18 protein-coding genes are annotated in these 22,879 nt (G+C 63.4%); 14 read left to right on the plus strand and 4 right to left on the minus strand.

Going from position 1 to position 22,879, the window contains the following annotated elements:
• Window positions 1–356: 356 nt before the first annotated feature.
• Together M0D67_RS39075 and M0D67_RS39080 are read left to right on the plus strand one after the other, a co-directional pair.
• Entirely contained in the window at window positions 357–1,649 is a 1,293-nt protein-coding gene (locus M0D67_RS39075) for an aspartate carbamoyltransferase (protein ID WP_054038849.1), read from the plus strand.
• A 236-nt stretch (window positions 1,650–1,885) separates the two neighbouring features.
• Window positions 1,886–3,349: an amino acid permease gene (locus tag M0D67_RS39080; protein WP_154560050.1), complete on the plus strand. Its 1,464-nt coding sequence runs from the start codon at window positions 1,886–1,888 to the stop codon at window positions 3,347–3,349.
• 138 nt (window positions 3,350–3,487) lie between these two features.
• Here the strand turns inward: M0D67_RS39080 and M0D67_RS39085 are convergent, their stop codons facing one another.
• Complete coding sequence (locus M0D67_RS39085; protein WP_266242728.1) at window positions 3,488–4,576, minus strand: zinc-binding dehydrogenase; 1,089 nt, start codon at window positions 4,574–4,576, stop codon at window positions 3,488–3,490.
• A gap of 90 nt (window positions 4,577–4,666) precedes the next feature.
• Here M0D67_RS39085 and M0D67_RS39090 point away from each other — a divergent pair, with 90 nt between their 5' ends.
• The 12 genes from M0D67_RS39090 (at window position 4,667) to M0D67_RS39145 (ending at window position 18,412) form a co-directional block, all read left to right on the plus strand.
• Window positions 4,667–5,578, plus strand: coding sequence for a LysR family transcriptional regulator (locus M0D67_RS39090; RefSeq protein WP_266242730.1), 912 nt, complete (start codon window positions 4,667–4,669; stop codon window positions 5,576–5,578).
• A gap of 334 nt (window positions 5,579–5,912) precedes the next feature.
• A complete protein-coding gene (locus M0D67_RS39095) occupies window positions 5,913–8,162 on the plus strand; it encodes a TonB-dependent siderophore receptor (protein ID WP_266242733.1) in 2,250 nt (749 codons plus the stop codon).
• Window positions 8,163–8,170: 8 nt separating this feature from the next.
• Complete coding sequence (locus M0D67_RS39100) at window positions 8,171–8,932, plus strand: tetratricopeptide repeat protein (protein WP_266242736.1); 762 nt, start codon at window positions 8,171–8,173, stop codon at window positions 8,930–8,932.
• Complete coding sequence (locus M0D67_RS39105) at window positions 8,929–9,612, plus strand: Fe2+-dependent dioxygenase (RefSeq protein WP_266242739.1); 684 nt, start codon at window positions 8,929–8,931, stop codon at window positions 9,610–9,612. The genes M0D67_RS39100 and M0D67_RS39105 overlap by 4 nt, the downstream gene beginning before the upstream one ends.
• A gap of 370 nt (window positions 9,613–9,982) precedes the next feature.
• Window positions 9,983–10,753, plus strand: coding sequence for a (2Fe-2S)-binding protein (locus M0D67_RS39110; RefSeq protein WP_154560056.1), 771 nt, complete (start codon window positions 9,983–9,985; stop codon window positions 10,751–10,753).
• A gap of 13 nt (window positions 10,754–10,766) precedes the next feature.
• Complete coding sequence (locus tag M0D67_RS39115) at window positions 10,767–11,792, plus strand: xanthine dehydrogenase family protein subunit M (protein ID WP_266242743.1); 1,026 nt, start codon at window positions 10,767–10,769, stop codon at window positions 11,790–11,792.
• Window positions 11,789–14,011, plus strand: a complete 2,223-nt coding sequence (locus tag M0D67_RS39120; RefSeq protein WP_266242745.1) for a xanthine dehydrogenase family protein molybdopterin-binding subunit — start codon at window positions 11,789–11,791, stop codon at window positions 14,009–14,011. The genes M0D67_RS39115 and M0D67_RS39120 overlap by 4 nt, the downstream gene beginning before the upstream one ends.
• A 77-nt stretch (window positions 14,012–14,088) precedes the next feature.
• The gene (locus tag M0D67_RS39125) at window positions 14,089–14,676 is read left to right on the plus strand and encodes an NTP transferase domain-containing protein (RefSeq protein ID WP_154560059.1); all 588 of its coding nucleotides are present in this window, start codon (window positions 14,089–14,091) and stop codon (window positions 14,674–14,676) included.
• Window positions 14,677–14,841: 165 nt separating this feature from the next.
• Complete coding sequence (locus M0D67_RS39130; RefSeq protein WP_266242747.1) at window positions 14,842–15,522, plus strand: SDR family NAD(P)-dependent oxidoreductase; 681 nt, start codon at window positions 14,842–14,844, stop codon at window positions 15,520–15,522.
• A 197-nt stretch (window positions 15,523–15,719) separates the two neighbouring features.
• Window positions 15,720–17,246, plus strand: coding sequence for a UdgX family uracil-DNA binding protein (locus M0D67_RS39135; RefSeq protein ID WP_266242749.1), 1,527 nt, complete (start codon window positions 15,720–15,722; stop codon window positions 17,244–17,246).
• 186 nt (window positions 17,247–17,432) lie between these two features.
• Window positions 17,433–18,137, plus strand: coding sequence for a PIG-L family deacetylase (locus tag M0D67_RS39140; protein WP_266242751.1), 705 nt, complete (start codon window positions 17,433–17,435; stop codon window positions 18,135–18,137).
• 122 nt (window positions 18,138–18,259) lie between these two features.
• On the plus strand, window positions 18,260–18,412 hold the full coding sequence (locus M0D67_RS39145) for a hypothetical protein (protein WP_165614491.1): 153 nt from the start codon (window positions 18,260–18,262) through the stop codon (window positions 18,410–18,412).
• A 66-nt stretch (window positions 18,413–18,478) separates the two neighbouring features.
• On the opposite strand, the gene M0D67_RS39150 is transcribed toward M0D67_RS39145, so the two are convergent.
• From M0D67_RS39150 to aepX, 3 genes are read right to left on the minus strand one after another with little or no spacing between them, the layout of a single operon-like run.
• Window positions 18,479–19,546 carry a 2-aminoethylphosphonate aminotransferase gene (locus M0D67_RS39150; protein ID WP_266242770.1) on the minus strand — a complete coding sequence of 356 codons (1,068 nt, stop codon included), beginning with the start codon at window positions 19,544–19,546 and terminating at the stop codon, window positions 18,479–18,481.
• A 12-nt stretch (window positions 19,547–19,558) separates the two neighbouring features.
• Window positions 19,559–20,725: a phosphonopyruvate decarboxylase gene (gene aepY, locus M0D67_RS39155; RefSeq protein WP_266242772.1), complete on the minus strand. Its 1,167-nt coding sequence runs from the start codon at window positions 20,723–20,725 to the stop codon at window positions 19,559–19,561.
• Window positions 20,722–22,443 (minus strand): phosphoenolpyruvate mutase, encoded by a 1,722-nt coding sequence (gene aepX / locus M0D67_RS39160; protein WP_266242774.1) that lies wholly within the window; start codon window positions 22,441–22,443, stop codon window positions 20,722–20,724. The genes aepY and aepX overlap by 4 nt, the downstream gene beginning before the upstream one ends.
• Between the last annotated feature and the right edge of the window lie 436 nt (window positions 22,444–22,879).

Below are 22,879 nucleotides of genomic sequence, written 5' to 3' on the forward strand. Positions count from 1 at the left end.
AAAACAGGGAATGCCGCAGGGGGCGTTGACCGGCTGTTCCGTCGCAACATCTGACGGAACAGCAGCTCCGGTCAGATGAGCGGCTGTTTTTTGGCTTTGGCGCTAACGCTCGGGAAACCCGCGCGTGCAACCACGACGCTCGCAAAAGCGAGACGGGCGATGGTTGACGGACGGAGTCGGAGCGTTTGGCCGGGATGCATGAAACGCAGTGTAACCGCGTCTAGGGCGAGTTTGCAAAGCGGGTTTGGCAAACGGGTTTGCCAAACCCGCAAAATTGCTTGACTTCTGCGACAGGGAAACTAATATACGCACCGCGTACATAGCCGATACGCAGCCCTTTCCCGACAGGTGCCCGCATGAGCGTCCCACAACAAGCTTTCCTACGCGACGCGATGCGTCGCATGAACATGACCCGCGAGACGTTCGCGAGCCGTATTGGCGTGTCGCGCCGCGCGCTCGACACATGGCTGCTGCCGGACGATTCGCAGGAATCGCGGGCCATGCCGGAGATCGTGGAGCGTTTCGTGTCGGAAATCGTGGTACATGGCGAGCCCGGTGAAAACTATACGCAAAGCGTAGACTCACAGTCGCTGGCGAGCCAGATGCTGTTCGAGGGCAAGCCGCAGCTGCTGTCGGTCGATCAGTTCTCGCGCGACTCGGTCGAGGCGCTGTTTCGCGTCGCCGACATCATGCAGCCGATCGCGCGGCGCCGGAAAATCTCCCGCGTGCTCGAAGGCGCGGTGCTCGGCAATCTGTTTTTCGAAGCCAGTACGCGGACCCGCGTGAGCTTCGGCGCGGCATTCTGCCGCCTCGGCGGTTCGGTGTGCGACACCACCGGCTTCACGTTTTCGTCGATGGCCAAGGGTGAGTCGATCTACGACACCAGCCGCGTGATGAGCGGCTATGTGGATGCGCTGGTGATCCGCCATCCGGAGCAAGGCTCGGTGGCCGAATTCGCGCGCGCCACCAACGTGCCGGTGATCAACGGCGGCGACGGCCCGGGCGAGCACCCGAGCCAGGCGCTGCTAGACCTGTACACGATCCAGCGCGAGTTCTCGCGGCTCGGCAAGATCGTCGACGGCGCGCATATTGCGCTGGTCGGCGACCTGAAATATGGCCGCACGGTGCATTCGCTGGTCAAGCTGCTGGCGCTGTATCGCGGCATCAAGTTCACGCTGATTTCGCCGCCCATGCTCGAAATGCCGAGCTACATCATCGAGCAGATTTCGCGCAACGATCACGTGATCGAACAGACCCACGATCTGCCCGCCGGGCTGCGCGGCGCAGACGTGGTGTACGCCACACGCATCCAGAAAGAGCGCTTCACCGACGAATCCTTCGAAGGCTATACACCGGACTTCCAGATCAATCAGGCGCTGATGGACAGCGTGTGCGGCCCCGACACGCTGATCATGCACCCGCTGCCGCGCGACAGCCGGCCGGGTGCGAACGATCTGAGCGTCGACCTGAATCACGATTCGCGCCTGGCGATTTTCCGCCAGACCGATAACGGCATCCCGGTGCGGATGGCGATTTTCGCGGTGCTGCTAGGTGTCGAAAAGCTGGTCCAGCATTCGATGCGCGACGCCGCGTGGCGCCCGCCCGTTTATCTCGGTCCGGACGATGCGGTGTTTCACGGCATCGATTGATCAGGATTCGATGATTGAAAGAGACGGCCTTGCGGCTCACCCGCAAGGCCGTTTCCGCAAGTGCAACACCGATCTTCAGTACCACCCGATTAAATCCGGACTAGACTGGATTCGTCAGTACCCTCCTCAATCGCAGCATCAACCGTGTCAGTCGCCTTTAAAGAAGTCGCTTATTGCAGTGCGTCACGGATCGATTCGATCCCGGATTCACCCACATACGAACAGGACGACTCATCATGGCTGACACGGGCTATATGGCGCGCAAATCCGTCGCGGATATTGTCGCAAGCGCGGAGGGCGGTGAACGCCACCTGTCGAAATCGTTGGGCGCGCTCAGCATTACGGCGATGGGTATCGGCGCGATTATCGGCGCCGGCATCTTTGTTCTGACCGGCACGGCCGCGGCCCATTACGCGGGGCCGAGCATCATTCTTTCGTTTGTCCTCGGCGGGATTGCCTGCGCTTTTGTCGGACTCTGCTACTCCGAGCTGGCTGCCATGCTGCCGGTCTGCGGCAGCAGTTATACCTACACCTATGCCACGCTCGGCGAATTATTCGCGTGGGTCATCGGCTGGGATTTGATCCTCGAGTATGCGATGGGCGCGGCGACCGTTGCAGTCGGCTGGTCAGGCTACATCGTGAGCCTGTTGCACAACGTCGGGATCAACATTCCGCCCACCATGGCGGCTGCGCCCGGCACCACGGTGACGCTCGCCGACGGCAGCACGGTGGCCGGTATCGTCAATTTGCCGGCGGTCTTCATTATCGCCGTGCTGACCACCATGCTCGTGCTCGGTACCAAGGAGTCGGCGCGGCTCAACAACATCATGGTGGCGATCAAATTGACAGTGGTGTTCGCGTTCATCGTCATCGGCGCCTTCTTTGTCCATCCGGCCAACTGGCATCCGTTCATTCCGCAGAATACCGGCGAATTCGGCAACTTCGGCGCGAGCGGCATTCTGCGCGGATCGGCCGTCGTCTTCTTCGCGTTCATCGGTTTCGATGCGGTGTCCACCGCGGCCCAGGAGGCACGCAAGCCGCAGATCGACATGCCGATCGGCATTCTGGGCTCGCTGGTGATCTGCACGCTGCTCTACATTGCGGTCGCCGGCGTGCTGACAGGACTCGTTCCGTATGCCGAGCTCAACGTCCCGGATCCGATCGCGAAAGGTGTCGATGTGATCGGCGTCACCTGGTTTTCCGTGCTCATCAAGATCGGCGCGCTGACCGGCTTGACGACCGTGATACTCGTGCTGCTGTATGGCCAGAGCCGCATCTTCTTCACGATGTCACAGGACGGCCTGCTGCCGCAACTGTTCGCGCAAGTTCACCCGCGTCTGCACACGCCCCATCTGAGCCAGATGATGATCGGTGCCATCGTCGCGGTTGTGGCGGCGTTTACGCCGATCAACGTGTTGGGCGAGATGGTTAGCATCGGCACCCTGTTCGCGTTCATTCTCGTCTGCGGCGCCGTGATCTATCTACGCCGCAGCGACGCAGACGCCGCGAGGCCGTTCCGCGCGCCGGGCGTGCCGGTGATCCCGATCCTCGGGATTCTGTTTTGCCTGCTGCTGATGGCCGGGCTGCCGCTCGTCACGTGGTTACGGCTCTTCGTCTGGCTCGTGATCGGGCTCATCATCTATGGGATCTACGGTCGCAATCATTCGCGCCTTCGCTATCCGGAGCGCAAGCGCGACTGATATCACAGACGATGCGGTATTTCACGGCATCGATTGAACGACTGACTAACCGATTACCATTTGCCCATATATAAAGCGGCCTTGCTGTGAATCAGCAAGGCCGCTTTTTTATGCCGCCGCGGTTAAGCCGCTACACACTCAACTCCATGCTTGCGGCGACGTGCTGTCCACCACCGTGCATTGCAGACCGGACATACGGCCGGCGGTGTCGATGGCCGCCTCCAGTTCAGCAAACGGATACGACTTCAACTCGACCGCCGCGAGCGGAATCTGCCCGGACGTGACGAGCGAAACCAGCGCGAGATAGTCAGCGCGCGTGTACATGAAGTGGCCGATCAATTCCCAGTTGTTCAGCAGCATCTCCCTGTAGGTAATCGGCAGATCCACTTGCATGCTGCCCATCAGCACGAGTCGCCCGCCGCGGCGCAGGCTGCGCAATGCGACCAGGGTTGCGTTTGCGTCCGTGGCCTGCCCGACCATGTCGAACGCGAGGTCCGCGCCGCCACCGCTTGCGGCGCGAATCGCCGCTATGTCTTGCGCGGCATCGCCGCTCAGTACGACGGGGACCACCCGCCCGCGGCCTTGCTCGACCAGCGCTTGCAGCGGTTCCGGACGCCGGCCGAGCGCGACGACCTTGCTCGCGCCGAGGGCCAGCGCCGCAAGCACGGCCGCCGAGCCGAAGTAACCGCTTGCGCCGTTGACCGCCACCGTCTCGCCCGCCGACAGACGGCCGCGTCGCAAACCACCGAAGGGCACCGCGAACTTCGCCAGGACCGCGAGGCGTGCGGCATCGATTCCGTCCAGACCGTCCAGTGCAATCAGCGTTGACGCAGGGAATTCGGCTACTTCGCGTAAGGTGCCGTGCGGAAACTCAGCCAGCAGCGCAGCGCTGTCGGCGCTAATAGCGGTAAGCCCTAACAGCGCTTGCGCCGGCTCGCGCACCGTTTCGTCGGCAATCCAGTAAGGATTCACGGCAACGCGTTGACCGGCGCGAAATGCCACCACGCCCTCGCCGACCGCAACGACCCGGCCAACACCATTGGTGCCGGGCGAAAACGGCGTCGGCGGATACGCGTAGGGCAACTTCCCTTCGACATATTCACGCGTGTAACTGAGCAGAGGCACCGCCTCCATCCGCACCAGCACGGCGTTCCTGCGCGGTTGCGGTTGGCTCACGTCGCGCAAGGCCAGCGGCTTGCCGGGTTCGTCGAGCATCCAGGCTTTCATGTTGAGCTTCCTTCAGTTCGTTTCGGTGCTTGAACTGTAGTAGCGCGGTACGTATTCTAGAAATCAATTACTCATATGCGACCTATCAACATGATTGATCTGCGCGGCATCGATTTGAATCTGCTGGTTTCGCTCGACGCCCTGCTCGCCGAGTCGAACGTCACGCGTGCGGCCGCGCGGCTGCATCTGACGCAACCGGCCGTCTCCACGCAGCTTTCGCGCTTGCGGCAGATCTTCGGCGATCCGCTACTGCTGCCCGCCGAAACCGGCCGCGGCATGACGCGCACGGCCAGGGCGCTGGAGTTGATGGAGCCGCTTCATGCCGCGTTGAAGAATCTCGAAGCGGTGGTGCGCCACCAGCCTGCCTTCGATCCTCATACCGATACGCGGTGCTTCGTGATTGCCGCGCACGACAACGCCACCGCGGTACTCGGCATGCGCCTGATGGAGTGCTTGCCGGCGTCGGCGGGGCCGGGCGTGCGCGTGGCGTTCGTGATCGGCGATCAGCCCACCGCCGCGTCGCGGCTCGAAAGCGGCGAGATCGACCTGCTGCTCGGTTCCGACCGGATGATTCCGCCGTCGATGAAAGTCCGCAAGCTCTACGACGAGCATTTCGTGTTCGTGCAGCGCAAGGGCCACCCGCGCGGCGACGCCCCACTCGATCTCGACACCTACTGCGCGCTCGATCACGTGCTGGTGTCGACCAGCGGCGGCAGTTTTCACGGCTTCATGGACGAGCATCTCGACGAACTCGGCCGTGAACGGCGCGTCGCGCTGTCGCTCCAGCACTTCGCGCTGGTGCCGGAGTTGCTGTCGAAAACCGACTACGTTTCGACGCTGCCGTCGCGCTTCGCAGCACGCTACCTCGACCGGCTCGACACCTTTGCGCTGCCCTTCGAGGCGCGCGGCTTCACGTTGTACGCAGGCTGGCATCCGCGTAACCAGGCCGATCCGGCGCTCGTGTGGCTGCGGGAGATGCTGGCCGAGTTGGCCGCACAGTAGGAAATCGGGCGGACACCGTCCGCCGTTCGATCAGAAAATGCGCATCACGCGCTACAAACGCCGCTCGCAAGACCGACGCACAGTCAGTCATCTCCGCGCCAGCCGCGGTCGTCAAACTCACCCCTTCCCCAGCCATCCTCGTCGATCAGCCCGCCAACTTCACGAATTGGCACGCACGTCCAATTCCACGACCAAAGATTTTTGATGAGAACGCTTCTCAATTACAGCCAGATTGCATAGAATGCACGCCGAAAACATTTTGTAATAAATATGGAATGCCTGGGTAAGGAATGCGTTGTTCACCCGGGCACCAGCACTCATGACGGGGATAAAAATGAAGTTGTGGTCCGACGAACCGAAGCTCGGCAAAATCAGCACGACGCTGTGCAGCATGCTGGCGGCAGGTCCCGCGCTCGCGCAGGGCACGGCCGGCACGGCGCCGCCTGACAAGGAAAGTCAGCTCGCGCCGATCGCCGTGCAAGGCCAGGCGGACGACGGCTTCAAGACCGACCACTCGGCGTCGGTCAAATTCACCGCGCCGCTGGTCGATACGCCGAAGTCGGTGACCGTGATTCCGCAGGAGTTGATCAAAAGCACGGGCGCCTCGACGCTGACCGAAGCGCTGCGCACGGTGCCGGGCATCACGTTCGGCGCCGGCGAAGGCGGCAACCCGCTCGGCGACCGGCCGTTCATTCGCGGCTACGACGCCCAGGGCAGCACCTTCGTCGACGGCATGCGCGACATCGGCGCGACCACTCGCGAAGTGTTCAACATCGAAAGCGTGGAAGTGACCAAGGGGTCGGACGGCGCCTATGGCGGCCGCGGCGGTGCGGGCGGCAGCATCAACCTGATCACCAAGACCCCGCATCTGGGCAATTCCGCCGACGGCAGCGCGGGCCTCGGCACCGACCGCTATCGCCGCTTCACCGCCGACGGCAACTGGCAGATGGCCGATCACGCGGCCTTCCGCCTGAATGTGATGAGCCACAACAACGACGTGGCCGGCTGCGATGCGGTCAACAACGAGCGCTGGGGCATCGCGCCGTCGTTCACCTATGGTCTCGGCACGCCGACCCGCGTCACGGCGAGCTACTACCACCTCTCCACCGACGACCTGCCCGACAGCGGTATTCCGTACTTCTACACGACCACCAACAAGCCGGCCAACGTCAATACGATCTATCCGGCCAACGTGGATCGTCATAACTTTTACGGCCTGATCGACCGCGATTTCCGCAAGACGACTTCGGACGTCGGCACCGTGCGCATCGAGCACGACATCAACAGCAATCTGACGATCCGCAACACCACGCGTTATACAAAGTCGACTCAGGACTACATCTGGACGCAGCCGGACGACAGCCAGGGCAACGTCGTGAACGGCATGGTGTGGCGCCGCGCGAATACGCGTGCCAGCGACGTCTATAGCCTCGCGAACCAGACCGAACTGTTCGGCGAGTTCAAGACGGGCTTCCTGAAACACAGCTTCACCACCGGCATCGAACTGTCGCGCGAAACCAGCGTGAATGATTCGTACACCGTCGCAACGGCCACCGGTGCGATCTGCAAGACCAAGGGCATCGGCGCGGCGTCGGGCTATAACTGCACGAGCCTGTGGTCACCGAATCCGAACGACCCGTGGGCCGGCTCGGTCAAGCAAACGAACGATCCGAGCGAGCAGCGCACCACCACCAAGTCGCTGTATGCGTTCGATACGATCGAACTCACCAAACGCTGGCAGGCCAACGTCGGCTTGCGCGTCGACGATTACTCCACCGATTTCCGCAACACGGTGGCCAACGGCGGCAAGCGCACCTCGCGCGACGACACGCTGTTCAACTACCAGTTCGGGCTCGTCTTCAAACCGGCTTCGAACGGCAGCGTGTATGCGTCGATCGCGACTTCGTCGACGCCGGCCGGCGCCCTGCTCGGCCAGGGCAGCGAAACGCAATCGTTGACGCCGGGCCGTGGCGGTGTCGGTGCGAACGCGGATCAGCTCGCGCCGGAAAAGAACCGCAGCATTGAACTCGGCACCAAGTGGAATGTGCTGGACAACCACCTCTCGCTGACGGGCGCGCTGTTCCAGATCGATACGACCAACGCCCGCGTCACGCTGCCGAACAACGAATACGCAATGGTCGGCAACAAGCGCGTACAAGGTTTCGAATTCGGCGTGGCCGGTCAGTTGACGAACAAGTGGCAGGTGTTCGGCGGCTACACGTACATGAAGAGCCAGTTGCGCGACAACGGCAAGACCACCTCGGATAACGGCCACCAGTTCCCGAATACGCCGAAGAACAGCATCAGCCTGTGGACCAACTACGACGTGCTGCCGAAGTTCACGATCGGCGGCGGCGCGTTCTACATGTCGCAGGTGTACGGCGACACGGCGAACCTGCGTGCAGTGCCGTCGTACTGGCGCTTCGACGGCATGGCGACGTACCGGATCAACAAAAAGGTCGATCTGCAACTGAACGTGCAGAACGTCTTCAACCGGACGTATTACGACCAGGCGTATCCGGCGCACTACGCGTCGATCGCTGCCGGCCGTTCCGCCTTCCTGACGCTCAACGCGCATTACTAAGCACGGGCATGACGGAACAGGTAACGCTGAAGGCGTTGGCGAGCGTGTCGCATGACGAGCTCGCCGCGATTTTCTCCGGGCCGCCGGCCAAAGCTGCCGCGTGGGTGGCGGCGGCCGCGCATAACGGCATCGTCGAAGCGCAGGCGGTGTACGGACAATATCTGCTCGACGGCCATGGCGTGGAACGGAACGCCGAGGAAGCGTTGACCTGGTTCAAGCACGCGGCCCGGCAGGATCATCCGATGGCGATGAACATGTTGGGTCGTTGCTATGAACACGGTTGGGGAACAACCGCGTGCGCGCTGATGGCGGTCTACTGGTACCGCCTCGCGGCGCAGGCTGGACTCGACTGGGGCATGTACAACTATGCCTCAGCGCTGGCGCTCGGCAATGGTGTGGCGTGCGATCGTGCGCAGGCGCTGCTGTGGTTCCGGCGCGCCGCCGAAATGGGTCACGCGAAGTCGATCAACTTTATCGGCAGCTTTTACGAGGACGGCTGGGAAGTCGAGGCCGACGCAAACATCGCGCTCGACTATTACCGTCGTGCAGCGGTGGGCGGCGACTTCCGCGGCCAGTTCAACTATGCGCGGCTACTGGCTGAACGCGGCGAGATCGATGCCGCGCTGCAATGGTTGCGGCGTGTGCCGCATACCGCAACACCGGCGTTCGTCGAGAAAATGCAAGCGTGGCTGGCCGCTTCGCCGGTGGCCGCATTTCGTGCGCTGGCCAAAGAGATCGATGAAGATATCAACGAAGAGGTGCGCGCATGATGCTGCATCTGCAAGGCGTACTCAGCAAACAACAAGTCGCGCAATGCTGCGAAATCCTCGACGCGGCGCCATGGATCGACGGCAATGCGACTTCCGGCGAGCAGTCGGCGCAGGCCAAGCGCAACCAGCAATTGCCCGAAGGCTCCCCCGCCGCGCGCGCGGTTGGCGATGCGATTCAGGACGCGCTCGGCCGCAATCCGCGCTTCTTTTCCGCTGCGTTGCCGCTGAAAGTTTTTCCGCCACTCTTTAACCGCTATGCAGGCGGCGATGGTTTCGGCACGCACGTGGACAACGCGATCCGCCAGTTGCGCGGCACCGACTTCCGCATCCGCAGCGATCTGTCGGCCACGCTCTTTCTGGCCGAGCCGGAGTCCTACGACGGCGGCGAACTCTGCGTCGAAGATACCTACGGCGTGCATCGCGCGAAGCTGCCGGCCGGCGACATGGTGCTCTACCCCGCTTCGAGCCTGCATCACGTGAGCCCGGTGACGCGCGGCGTGCGGGTCGCGTCCTTCTTCTGGATCCAGAGCATGGTGCGCGACGACGGCGAACGCGCCATGCTGTTTCAACTCGACAACGACGTGCAACGTCTGGCGGCCGAGAAAGGTTCGAACGATGCAACCGTGGTAAGTCTCACCGGCATCTATCACAATCTGCTGCGCCGCTGGGCCGACGCCTGATCTGGCGGACTCCTCGTCCGACGCAAAACAGTCTTTCTTTTTGCACGCAGAAAGAAGGCACTTCCGCATATTTACTTTCCCGTTCGTTAAGCGCAACGTCCGTGGTTGACGCGCGTCGCTACGTTTCTGGTTGCGCTCGCAAGGATTCGATCCGATTCGCCGTGACTCGATAGCCGGGTCGCAGCGGACGCCGTTGCGCCGCGTCGGCATATCGTTGCATTCGCAACGGCACCGAAATTGCTGAGAACGATGGGTTAGGCCACGACGCTTCGGATGCCAACGTGCGGGTATCCGCGCGTCGGTTACCCGCATGTCGGCATCCGCACGTCGCCAGCCTGCATTGACCTTTCAATGGAGCCAGCAGACCTTCATGTCCACGAAGAACGAACGTCAGGATTCGGGCGACGCGCCCGCCACCACGCCATCCCAACCGTCGCGCCGCCGCTTTCTGCAGTCGGCTGCCGCAGCCGCCACGGTCGGCGCGGCGCCGCATCTGCGCGCGCAAACACAAACACCCACCCCGGCCGCGCTGCCTGCGGAGGTCCGTTCACCTGTGCCGGGCCGTCCGGTCACGCTGACGATCAACGGCCGCGCTTACACGCTGCAACTCGAACCGCGCGTGACCTTGCTCGATGCGCTGCGCGAGTACGCGGGCCTGATGGGTACCAAGAAAGGCTGCGACCGCGGACAGTGCGGCGCATGCACGGTGATCGCCGACGGCCGTCGCATCAATTCCTGCCTGACGCTCGCCGTGATGCATGAAGGCGAGAACATCACGACGGTGGAAGGACTCGCCAGCAACGGCGTGCCGAGTCCGTTGCAGCGGGCCTTCATCGAACACGATGCGTTCCAGTGCGGCTACTGTACGCCCGGGCAGTTGTGTTCCGCGACTGCCCTGCTGAACGAATTCCGTAACGGCACGGCTAGCACCGTGACCGCCGATGTCCGCAGCCGGCCTCCACAACTTTCCGACGACGAGATCCGCGAACGCATGAGCGGCAATATTTGTCGCTGCGGCGCGTACGTGAATATCGTCGCTGCGGTGCGCGCCGTGCATGAAGGCGGTGGGCAGAACGTTGCAAACGGGAGTGGCAGTGCCAGCAACGCCAGCAGCGGTAGCGACAACCGCCACAACGCCTGACGGAGCGACCAGCATGGATGCGATCTCTTACGAACGCGCCGGCGACGTCGCCGGCGCCGTGCGCGCGGCGCAGCAACCGGGTGCGGTGTTCATCGGCGGCGGCACCAATCTGCTCGACCTGATGAAGGGCGGCGTAGCGCGGCCGCTGCGGCTCATCGATATCACGCACATCAGCGGACTCGATACGGTCACCACGCTGCCCAATGGCGGCATCCGTATCGGTGCCCTGGTGCGCAACAGCGATGCCGCCAATCACGCGCTGGTGCGCGAACAATACCCGTTGCTGACGCAAGCATTTCTGGCGGGTGCGTCGTCACAACTGCGCAATATGGCGACCGTGGGCGGCAATCTGTTACAGCGCACGCGCTGCGGCTACTTTTACGACACCGCCTTCACGCAGTGCAATAAGCGCATACCAGGCAGTGGTTGCGCGGCGCTCGAAGGCCACAATCGCACGCACGCGATTCTCGGTGCGAGTCCGCAATGCATCGCCGTGAACCCGTCGGATATGAGCGTGGCGCTCGCCGCGCTCGACGCCGTCGTGCGCGTGAGCGGACCCATAAGCGGACCCATAAGCGGCCCCGCAGGCGAGCGGACGATTCCGTTTGCTGACTTTCATCGACTTCCCGGTGACCGGCCCGATATCGATACGACTTTGCAGGCGGGCGAGTTGATTACCGCTGTCGATTTACCGCCACCTTTGTTCAGCGCGAACGCCCACTATCTGAAGGTGCGTGACCGGGCCAGTTACGCATTTGCGCTGGTCTCGGTGGCCGCCGCGTTGCAGATGGACGGCGACCACGTGAGAACCGCACGCATCGCGTTGGGCGGCGTCGCGCACAAACCGTGGCGCGCAAGCGCGGCCGAGCAGATGCTCAACGGCCAGCCGCTCACGCAGGCGAGGTTGCATGACGCCGCAGCCGCCGCGCTTCACGATGCCAAGCCGCAGCATGACAATCGTTTCAAGGTGCAGCTCGCGCAACGCGCGATCGTGCGCGCAGTGAATCTGGCCGCGGGCCGCACCGGAGGTGTCGCATGAATCTGATCGGTCAACCGCTCGACCGCATCGACGGTCTGCTGAAAGTCACCGGCGAAGCACGCTACGCCGCCGAGTTCCCCGAGGCGCGGCTCGCGCATGCGGTGCTGGTCACCAGCACGATTGCAAGCGGCACGATTGCGTCGATCGATGCAAGCCGCGCGCAGGCGCTGCCAGGCGTGCTGCTGGTGATGACGTATCAGAACGCGCCACGCCTGCCGAACGGCGGCAAGCCCGCGTTGGCGTCGCCGGCAGGCAGGCGACTGTCGCTGCTGCAGGACAACCAGATTCACTACAACAACGAGCCGGTCGCGGTGGTGGTTGCCGATACGCTGGAACATGCCACCGACGCCGCGCGCCAGTTGCGCATCACTTATCAGAGCAGCGCCGCGGTACTCGATTTCACGCAAGCGAAGCCGAACGGACATGCGCCCGACAAACCGCAAGGCCGCACCACCGACACGCAACGCGGCGACTTCGAGGACGGTATGCGCAGCGGCCCAGTCCACGTCGATGCCGTTTACACAACGCCGATCGAGCATCACAACCCGATGGAGCCGCACGCCACGATGGCGCACTGGGACGGCCCGCAACTCACGCTCTACGACTCGACGCAAGCCGTCAGCAATGCGGCGCAGGCGGTCGCCAGGACGTTCGGCATGTCGCCAGGCGACGTCCGCGTGATTTCGCCGTTTATCGGCGGTGGCTTCGGTTGCAAGGGTTCGTCGTGGTCGCACGTATCGTTGTGCGCGATGGCGGCGAAACAGACCGGGCGCCCGGTGCGCCTCGTGCTCGAACGGCCGCAGATGTTCGGCTCTGTCGGCGCGCGGCCACGTACCGAGCAGCATTTCACACTTGCCGCGCGGCACGACGGCACACTGACCGCGATGCGCCATGACAGTGTTTCGAACACGTCGATGTTCGAAGACTGGACCGAGACCTGCTGCATGGTCACGCGCATGTTGTACGCGGTGCCCAATCAGATCACGACGCACCGGATCGTGCCGATGAATCTCGGCACGCCGACTTTCATGCGCGCGCCCGGCGAGACAACTGGCTCGTTCGCGCTCGAATCGGCGATGGACGAACTCGCTGTAGCGTTGAAGATGGACCCGCTAGCGCTGCGCCTGAAGAATTACGCCGATGCCGATCCGCAGGAAAACAAGCCGTGGTCAGGCAAGTCCTTGCGCGAGTGCTATCAGATCGGCGCGCAGAAATTCGGCTGGTCGCGGCGCACCGCCGCTCCACGCTCGATGCGCAACGGCAACACGCTGATCGGCATGGGCATGGCAACGGCCACCTATCCGGCCAACCGCAGCGAAGCCGCAGCCATCGCGCGGATTCTGCCGGACGGCAGCGCCATGGTCGCCTCCGGCACACAGGACCTCGGCACCGGCACCTATACGGTGATGACCCAGGTGGCCGCCGACGCCCTAGGCTTCGCGCCAGAAAACATTCACTTCGCGCTCGGCGATTCGTCGCTGCCGAGAGCGCCGGGGTCGGGCGGCTCGCAATCGGCGGCGAGCGTTTCGCCCGCCGTGCGCGAGGCCGCAAGCCAGGCGCGCAGCCAGTTGATCGCGTTGGCACTCGCCGACGAAGCCTCGCCGGTGCACGACATCGCGCCCGACGACATCACGGTGGAAAACGGCTGGGTCATGAGCCGCTCGCAACCGGCGAAGCGCGATCCGGCAGCGGCGATCATCGCGCGCTCAGGCGGCAAGCCGATCGAAGGCACCGCGACGGTCAAACCCGGCGATGAACGGCAGAAGTACTCGCTTCACTCGTTTGGCGCAGTCTTTGCCGAAGTCCACGTCGATGCGGACCTCGGCACGATTCGCGTGGTGCGAGTGGTCGGCGTCTATGACGTGGGGCGCGTGCTGAACCAGAAAACCGCGCGCAGCCAGATGCTGGGCGGCATCGTGTGGGGCGTGGGAGCGGCGCTCCAGGAGGAGACCTCGCTCGATACGCGCTATGGCCGCTTCACCAATGCGAATCTCGCCGAGTACCACGTGCCGGTGAATGCCGACATCGGTTCGCTCGACATCACGTTCATCGATCGGCCTGATCCGTACGTCAACTCGCTCGGCGTGCGCGGCATCGGCGAGATCGGCATCACCGGCGTACCGGCGGCCATCGCGAATGCGGTGTATCACGCGACCGGCGTGCGCGTGCGCGATCTGCCGGTGACGCTCGACAAGGTGATGGGGACGATGCGCGCATAACGGCACATGCATTGCCGCTTGCCTGCCGATGCGTTGCATCGCACAATCGGGCACATCCTTCCTATCGGTGCCCGCCCATGGCCTACGCCTCGCTCGCTACTGGCGTGCTGCTCGCCGCCGGCTTCGGCTCCCGCTTCGACCCGGACGGCCTGCACAACAAGCTGCTCGCGCAGATGCCCGACGGCACGCCCGTCGCGCACGAAGCGGCGCACCGGCTGCTACGGGTTGTCTCGCGCGTGCTGGCCGTGGTGCGGCCGGGCTCGGACGCCCTCGCGCGCCTCCTGAACGACGCCGGCTGCGACGTGGTGTTCGCCGAGAGCGCCAATCGTGGCATGGGTGCGAGTCTCGCCGCCGGCATCGAAGCCAGCGACGACGCCGAGGGCTGGATCGTCGCGCTTGCCGATATGCCGCGCATCGCCACCCCGACGATCGAAGAAGTGGCGCGTGCGCTCGACGGCGGCGCTTCGATCGTCGCGCCGTTTTATCAGGGCCAGCGCGGCCATCCGGTCGGCTTCGGCATCGAGCATCGGGACGCATTGATCGCGCTCGACGGCGACACCGGCGCACGCGCGCTGTTGACCTCGCAGCGGGTAATGCGGCTGGATGTCGACGATCCCGGGATTTTGCGCGACGTGGATACGCCGGAAGATCTGCGCAACGTTTAGCTTGAGCGCGACAGTGCCGTGGACAAACCGGCGCGGGAATTGAATGGTCGAGACCGAACGTAGAGGCTGATCACAAACCTAGTGACACCTGCTGACGGCACATTCTGAGAACGAGCTGCCTAAGCCAACGATGAACCGGGTCATTCTCCAGACGAGGATGCCACAATGGATCGCCGGATCGGCGCCTCCCGCGGCCTTGGGTTTGCGATGGTCGAACAGTATTTGAAGCGCGGCTATCAGGTCATCGCCACCGGGCGAACTGGTTCGACCGAAAAGCTGAGGCATGTCGCGCAAGCCTCCGCTGGTGCGCTCGAGGTAGAAACTGTCGATATCACGATTCCAGAACAGATCGCAGCGTTGCGCGCCCGCCTTGCAGATCGGCGTATCGATGTGCTCTTTGTGAACGCAGGCGTCGTAAACGATGGTGGTGAAACGATCGCGGACGTCTCGACCGAGGAGTTTGTGCGAGTGATGGTAACGAACTCGCTGAGTCCGATGAGAGTCATTGACGCGTTTCAGGACCTCGTCCCGCCGACTGGAACGATCGGTGTCATGTCGTCGGGGCAAGGCAGCCTCACGAATGCCACCAACGCGAATTACGAAGTCTGCCGGGGGAGCAAGGCCGCGCTGAATATGTTCATGCGGACCTTCGCGGCGCGCAGCGCCGAGTCTCCGCGCAGCCTCCTGCTGATGGCGCCCGGATGGGTCCAGACAGACATGGGCGGTCCTACGGCGCGCTTGACCATCGGGGAAAGCATTCCGAACCTGGTCAATACGATCGAGGCTTATGACGGGCGCGCCGGCCTGCATTACCTTGATTACCTCGGAAGGGTCGTTCCCTGGTGATGCGCCGCGTAACGGAAATACCTGTCTGCTTGCGGACGTGTCTTCGCATCGGTTGCAATGACGTGCGCCCGTCGTTGCGTCGCCCTGATCCGGCTGACTTGATCCCGACCGGCGTTTTAGCGCATACTGTATATTCATACAGTATTTTGGCCGCATAGGTACACGCATCTCGATGCGCGCACCCACGCCGCGTCAGCATGAAACGCATTCCGATCGAACCGTCTTTCGCCATATGGCGGCGCGCCGCGCGGGTGCTGCTGCAGCAAGGTGTCGAGCCCTCGCAGATTGAGTGGCTTGAGTCTGAAGGGTCTGAAGGTAAAGCCGGCGCGCCGGGCGTGCTGGCTACTGAGTCCGCCTTCGCCACGGCAGGCGCCTCCGAGACAGGAATCGCCGCCAGCCCTGCCCCGGTCCTCGCCACGCCCGCGATCCCCCGCGAACTGCTCTCCTGGCTGAAAACGGCGGCGTGCTTCCGTGCGCCGGACCGTTGGGCGCTGCTGTACCGCGTCCTATGGCGCTGGACGCGCGGCGAGCGCAACGTCCTCGATCTCGACGACCCCGACGGCGCGCTGCTGGATCGACGCATCCGGACTATCGAGCGCGAAACCGAGGATCTGCTGACACTCACCTTGTTCAGACGGCGTGATCCGTCGATGGAGCCGCCCGAATTCGTCGGCTGGTACGAGCCGCATCATGACTTGCTGGAGCGTGCCGCCGAGCGGTTCGCCAAGCGCACGGGCAATTCCACGTGGATGCTGGCCACGCCGCACGGCGCGGTGTTCTGGAACGGCATGCTGCTGCGCATCGACCGGCCACTGGTGGCGGAGTGCGAGCAAGCCGCGCCTGTATTGGAGGTCAACGCCATGACCGGCGAAGCCATCACCAGCACCCCCACGGAAGCGCTCTGGCTCGCGTACTACTGCAGTGCCTTCAATGCCCAGCCGTCGCCGGTGCCGCTGCGCTACTGGAGAAGGCCGCCCGCGGGTCCACCGCTGCCCGCACACCTCGCGCGCGAACGCAGTCGTCTCGGCGCGCAAAGCGCGGCCGTCACCGTTCCGCCCATGCCACCGATCGAGTATTCGGCCGTGACGCCCCCTTTGCGGGAGCCCACTGGCCCGCTCGCCACCTGCCGGCGCTGCGCGTTATGGCGCAACGCGAAGCAGGCGGTTGCGGGCGCCGGGCCCGCGTCTGCCGCGATCATGGTGATTGGCGAGCAACCGGGCGAGCACGAGAACCAGCACGGCGAGCCCTTCACCGGGCCAGCCGGTCAACTGCTGGACACCGTGCTGGCGCGCGCCGGGCTGGAGCGCGAGGCGCTGTATCTGACGTATGCCGTCAAGCATTACAAATGGGAAACGCTCGACCAGCAGCGCGTCCATCGCACGCCCGTGTGGCGCGAAATCGAGGCTTGCCAGTACTGGCTGGAAAAAGAACTGGCGCGGGTCGCGCCACGCGTCATCGTCGCACTCGGCGCGACGGCGTTGCAAACACTGACCGGCCCGCACGTCAATCTGTCCGAATACCTCGGGCAAACCATCGCTCACGGCGGCCGCCTGATCGTGCCGACCTGGCATCCGTCGTATGCACTAGGAATGGCCAACGCCACGTTGCGCGACGACGTCGTGGCGACCATTGCGGCCGCGTTCAGCCGCGCGGCGGCACTGGCGGGAAACAGCGCGCCCGTTAAAGGTGAGCATGTTCGGGATAGGCTAGATGCACAACGGTGAGCCTCTGCGGGAACCCACAGCAGAACCGGCCCGCCCAGGCATGCAGTTTGCGTCGATCACACCGGTTACACAAACCGCGCCGATTCCGCCTAAGCTGATGTGACGCCGCCAATCCAGCAAGTTTGTCGCGCGCAATATTGAAGCTTCGAATGCGGCCGCGCGCGTTTCGAAACTACCCCATGTCCCATGAGCGAAACCAGCCCACGCCTTTTCATCGTCTCGCCCCATTTCGACGACGCCGTCTTCAGTTGCGGCGCACTACTCGCCGCCCATCCTGACGCCGCGGTCTGCACGGTGTTCGCCGCGCCGCCCGAGCAGGAGATGCATACCGAATGGGATGAAAAATCGGGTTTCACGAGCGCTCATCAGGCCACCCACGCCCGCACGCTCGAAGACAACCTCGCGCTGGAAGTGCTCGACGCGATTCCGCTACGCATGCCGTTTCGCGGCAGCCAATACATGGACTCGCCGTCGATCAGCAAATTGGCGGCCGTGCTTGAAGAGACCATCTACCGCACGACCGCGAACACGCTGCTCATGCCGCTCGGCCTGCATCATGACGATCATGTGCTGGTATTCGAAGCCTGCTGCGAAATCCTGCCGCGCCTGTCGCATCTCACGTGGTTTGCCTATGAGGACGCGATCCACCGCCGCACGCCCGGCGTCGTGCAGGCGCGGCTCGCCGACCTCGCGCAACGCGGCATCGTCGCGACGCCGGCCTATCCGAGCGTCGGCCACACGATTGATCTTCCGCGCCGCACGCAGCTCAAACGCGAAGCGGTGAACGCTTACGCAAGCCAGCTACGCGCCTTCGGCGCAGGCAATTACGACGACGTTTTCGCGACCGAACACTACTGGCAATTGAGCGTGGGGCGCCGCAGGAAAAAGTAAGGGGTGCGCGGCGTGCTGGATCGCCTACGCTAGAAGGAAACGGTCGGCGTGCAGGTGAGTTCGACCGCCAGCGGCCGTACCGCCCCCGCTTTCCGTTCGCCTCTCAACCCAAAGGTGATGCAATGAGCTACGACATGCATACCAGCCCGATTCCCGACCCGAACGCCGATCCGAACCGGGACCCGGAAGCCGATCCGCTAGTGCCGCCGTCGCCGGGTCATCACACCGAGGAGCCGCAACGGCCGGATGGGCCGCCGGACAAAGACCCGGTGTGACGGCACTGCGCGCGTATTACCGGATCACTACCGGACCATAACAGCACGCGCGACTGATCGCGTGCTTTAGCGCGTCAGCTCGCTAAAACCTTGCAGCAGACGGTCGATGTCGGCGGCGTGGATGTTGCCCATCGTCGAGATGCGGAACAGTTCGGCCGACAGCCCGCCTTGGCCGGCATAGATGACGAAGCCGCGTGCCTTCAGCGCGTCGTGCAGTTGCGGATACGCCACGCCGTCCGGCAAACGATACGCGCGCAGCACCACCGACGACTGCTCCGGTGGCAACACGCTGCCGATGCCCCGCTCCGCCAGGCCCGCGCGAGCCTGCTCGGCGAGCGCCGCGTAACGCGCGTGGCGAGCCTGCCAGCCGCCTTCGTCGGCGAGTTCGCGCAGCGCTTCGACCAGCGCGTAATACGCATGGACCGACGGCGTGAACGGCGTATTGCGCTGATCCTGCAAACGCGCGAGGCGCCCGAGGTCCAGGTAGTAGGTGCGGCTCGCCGCCTGCACGAGCGCCGCGCGCCGCACCAGCACGAACGACGCGCCCGGCACGCCATGCAGACACTTATTCGCGGTCGCCGCGACGGCGTCGAGACAGGCGTCGGCGAAATTGATCGCTTCAGCGCCGAAGCTGCTGACGCCATCCACCAGCAGACGCAGACCGCGTTCGCGGCACAGCGCGCCGAGCGCTTGCAGATCGTTCAGACGGCCGGTCGTCGTTTCGTGATGAATCACGGCCACGTGAGTGAACGCTTTATCCGCGTCGAGGCGTTCGGCGATCTTCGCGATATCCGGCGCCTGCATCCAGTCGTGTTTCAGCGACTCGTGCGCGATGCCGTATTGCGTGGCGATCTGCGAAATACGCTCGCCGTACACGCCGTTTTCCACGACCAGCAGCTTGCCGTTTTGCGGCACCAGCGCGGCGGTCATGCTTTCGACAGCAGCGGTGCCGGAACCGGTCATCAGCACCGCTTGCCATTCGCCTGCGGCGAGGCCATACAGATCGACCAGACGCGTGCGCGCCTCTTCCTGCAAATCGAAAAACTCGCTTTCACGGTGGCACAGATCCGTTTGCAACAGGCTGTTGCGGACGCGTTCGGTGAGCGTCACCGGGCCGGGATTGAGCAGCAGCATTGAGCACACTCCTTAAGCGGCGCCGATGTGGCGCATCAGGCGCGTCTTCACATCGGGCGGGGTAATAGTGGGACGCGGCAGGCCATCGGGCGTGCCGCGGCGGATCGCCAGCCGCGCGAAGCGCGGACCATGGGGCGACGGCGCGGTTTCGAACAGCTCGTCGATCACGTTGACGTCGTCGCTTTCGACCGCCGACGCATAACCACACGCCGCGGCCACACCCGCAAACGAGACTTGCGACGACACCGTCGCCTGGCCGCCAGTCGAGTCGTGCGCGCCGTTATCGAGCAGCACGTGCGTGAGATTCGACGGGCCGTACGCGCCGAGCGTCGCGAATGCGCCCATGCGCATCAGCGCGGCGCCATCGCCGTCGAGCGCGACCACGTGCAGGTCAGGGCGCGCAAGCGCCAGACCCAGCGCGAACGGCGTCACGCAACCCATCGAGCCGACCATGTACAACTGGTTGGGACGGTCGTCGATGGCATAGAGTTCGCGACCGCAGAAGCCGGTCGACGCGAGCACCACCGTCGATTCGAGCGGCGTGTGCGCGATGATTTTCTGCAGCGCGTCGTGACGTGAAGCCAAATCATTCGCTGCGACGCTCCCGAATTGCGAACGCGGCGCGACCGGCACGCGGCGAGCGCTGGCGGCGCCTTCTTTCAACTCGTACGGCGCCACGCTGCCCTTTTGCATTACGAGCGCGTACGGCCGGCCGGTTTCATCCATGTGAGCAATCGCGCGATCCAACGCCGGGCCGATCGCGTCGGCTTCGGTCGGGAAGGTCTCCCACGGAATCTCCATCGTATCGAGCATCGCGGGCGTGACCGGGCCCATCAGCGCGTGCTGCGGTTCGTCCGCGACGCCGGGTTGCCCGCGCCACGTCACGATCAGCAATTGCGGCAGACGGAAGGTCCACGTGAGCGAGGTCAACGGACTCACGGCATTGCCGAGGCCGGAGTTCTGCATCATCGTGATGCCGCGCCGGCCGTTCTGTGCGCCAAGCGTGACGCCCGCGATCAACGCAACCGCGTCGCCTTCATTCGCCGCCGAGACGTAATGCAGCGATTCGTCCTGCAACACGTAGTTGATGAACGGCGTCAGATACGAGCACGGTACGCCTGCATACCAGTCGAAGCCGCGTTCACGCGCCGCCTCGACGAACTGTGCTGCCTCGATCATTGCGCGGCTCCGCTGGCTGCGTTCTTCCGGTTGTCGACCGCCGCCGCGAACGGCGCTTGTGCATGCGCGAAATCGCCGGCACGACGGAAGTCTTCCAGATCGTTCACACCGCGCCAGTGGCCATGCACGTATTGCACTTCGATCGATTCACCAGCTTCGATCAGCGCGTTCAGCAGCGCGGGCATATCGAGCGAATCGAAATCCGGGCGTGCCTGCAGTTTGCCGAGGACCGCTTGCAAACGCTCACGCCCTTCGCCGCGTACATTCAGCAGACCAACCCAGCGGCCATGCGGCGTTTGCGAAGCGATGGCCGACGCGGCCTCCTGCCCGCTCGACACATGACGCAGCGTGACCTTGTTGCCGAACAGCCCGCGATCGTCGGCAGCCGAGCACCATGCGAAGTCGCGCACGCTGGCGTTTTCCGCATCGGTCAATGACGAATCGACCACCACGCTGAACGCCGCTTCGCTCTCGACCAGGTCGCGCAGAATGTAGCTGCGGAACAGCAGATCGCCGTAGGAGATGACCGTATCGCCCGCAAGCTTGTCGACTGCGCAGGCGAGCGACGCCAGCTCGCCGGTTTGCGCGTGACGTTCGTTGACGACCAGCCTGATGCCGGCCGTATCGATCGCATCGGCGCGATAACCGCCGACCACGGTGATGTCGTTGACGCTCTGCTTCTTGAACGCATCGATGAGCCAGCGCAACAGCGGCTTGCCCGCGATCGGCAGCATGACTTTCGGACGATCTTCGGTGACGGCTTCGAGGCCCTTGCCGCGGCTTGCGGCGAGAACGATGCCGGAGCCCGCCGAGCGTCCGCTCGACAGATAGCGGTCTTCGGCTTCCGAGTATTCGTTGGCGTCTTGCAGACGGAAGATTTCGTTGACGGCCGCGATGCTGTCTTCGACGTTGACGAGCGTTTCGCTTGAGTGAATTTCCTTGGCGACGGCTTGCATGGCCGAGGTCGCCGCGCGGATCAGATGATTTGCCCAGATAACCGTGCTGATGCCGGCTTCGCGGAACACTTCGGTGGGCGTGCTGTAGTACTTGGTCGGCACGATGACGAGCGGCCCGCGGCCGGCCCACTCGCGCGCGAACTCGAGGATTTCATCGGGACGCGAGAGCTTGCTGTGAATCAGGATCGCGTCGGCGCCTGCTTGCCGATAGGCTTCCGCGCGACGCAGTGCTTCGTCCATGCCCCAGCCGGCGATCAGTGCTTCGACGCGTGCGACGATCGAGAAATTTTCATCCGACTGCGAGTCTTTACCTGCTTTGATCTTGCCGCAGAACTCGTCCATATCGGCGAGCGGCTGCGCTTCGCCGTTGATGAAGCTATTCGTTTTCGGGAATTGCTTGTCTTCGATGCAGACGCCGGCGATGCCGCGTTGTTCGAGCTTGCGCACGAGACGTCGCACGTTGTTGAAGTTACCGTAGCCGGTGTCGCCATCGAGGAGGATGGGCAGATCACTGGCGTCGGCCATGAATTCGAGGTTGTCGACGACTTGCGTCCAGCTGGCTTCGTTGTTGTCGCGCACGCCGAATTGGGCGGAGATCGCGAGACCCGAACCCCAGATCGCCTTGAAGCCGGCTTCGCGGACGATACGGGCGGAGAGACCGTTGTGGGCCTCCATCATGAATTCGAGTTCGTTGCTGATGAGCATCTGGCGCAGGCGTGCGCTGCGCGAAGCGGAGATGAAAGCGGGTTCGCGGGCGTTCATTTTTTTGACTCCTGTTGGCGGGCTTATTGGGGCTCTTTTTTGCCCGGCTGGTGCTGGAAAATGGCGACTATAGCTGAAATCGTTTTTATTCGGCGTTGAAGCGGTATTGGGGGTTTTTGATGTTGTTATTAAGTGGGGAAATGTGTTGTTTTTTGCATTTCATGCAATGGCGTTTGGGTTTGGATTTTTTTGGCGTTATGTGGAGGAATGTGATTGGGCCCTGCGGGGCTTGGGGTTTGGGGTGGTTTTTTTGTTTTTCTTATTTGATTTTGATTTTGATTTTTTATATTGTCTTTGCTTATTCTGATTCTTTATTAATTAAGTTATTTGGCTATTAGCGTTTGCCCCTGCGCGGGGCAGCGCTTTTGTCCGTGTTCTTATGGCTTTGGCCTTTCCTTGATTTGCTAGTGGTCTATTAGCGTTGCCCCTGTGCGGG

Origin of the sequence: Paraburkholderia sp. SECH4 (genome assembly GCF_030511745.1) — a bacterium.
In the GTDB taxonomy this organism is placed as follows: Bacteria; Pseudomonadota; Gammaproteobacteria; order Burkholderiales; family Burkholderiaceae; genus Paraburkholderia; species Paraburkholderia madseniana.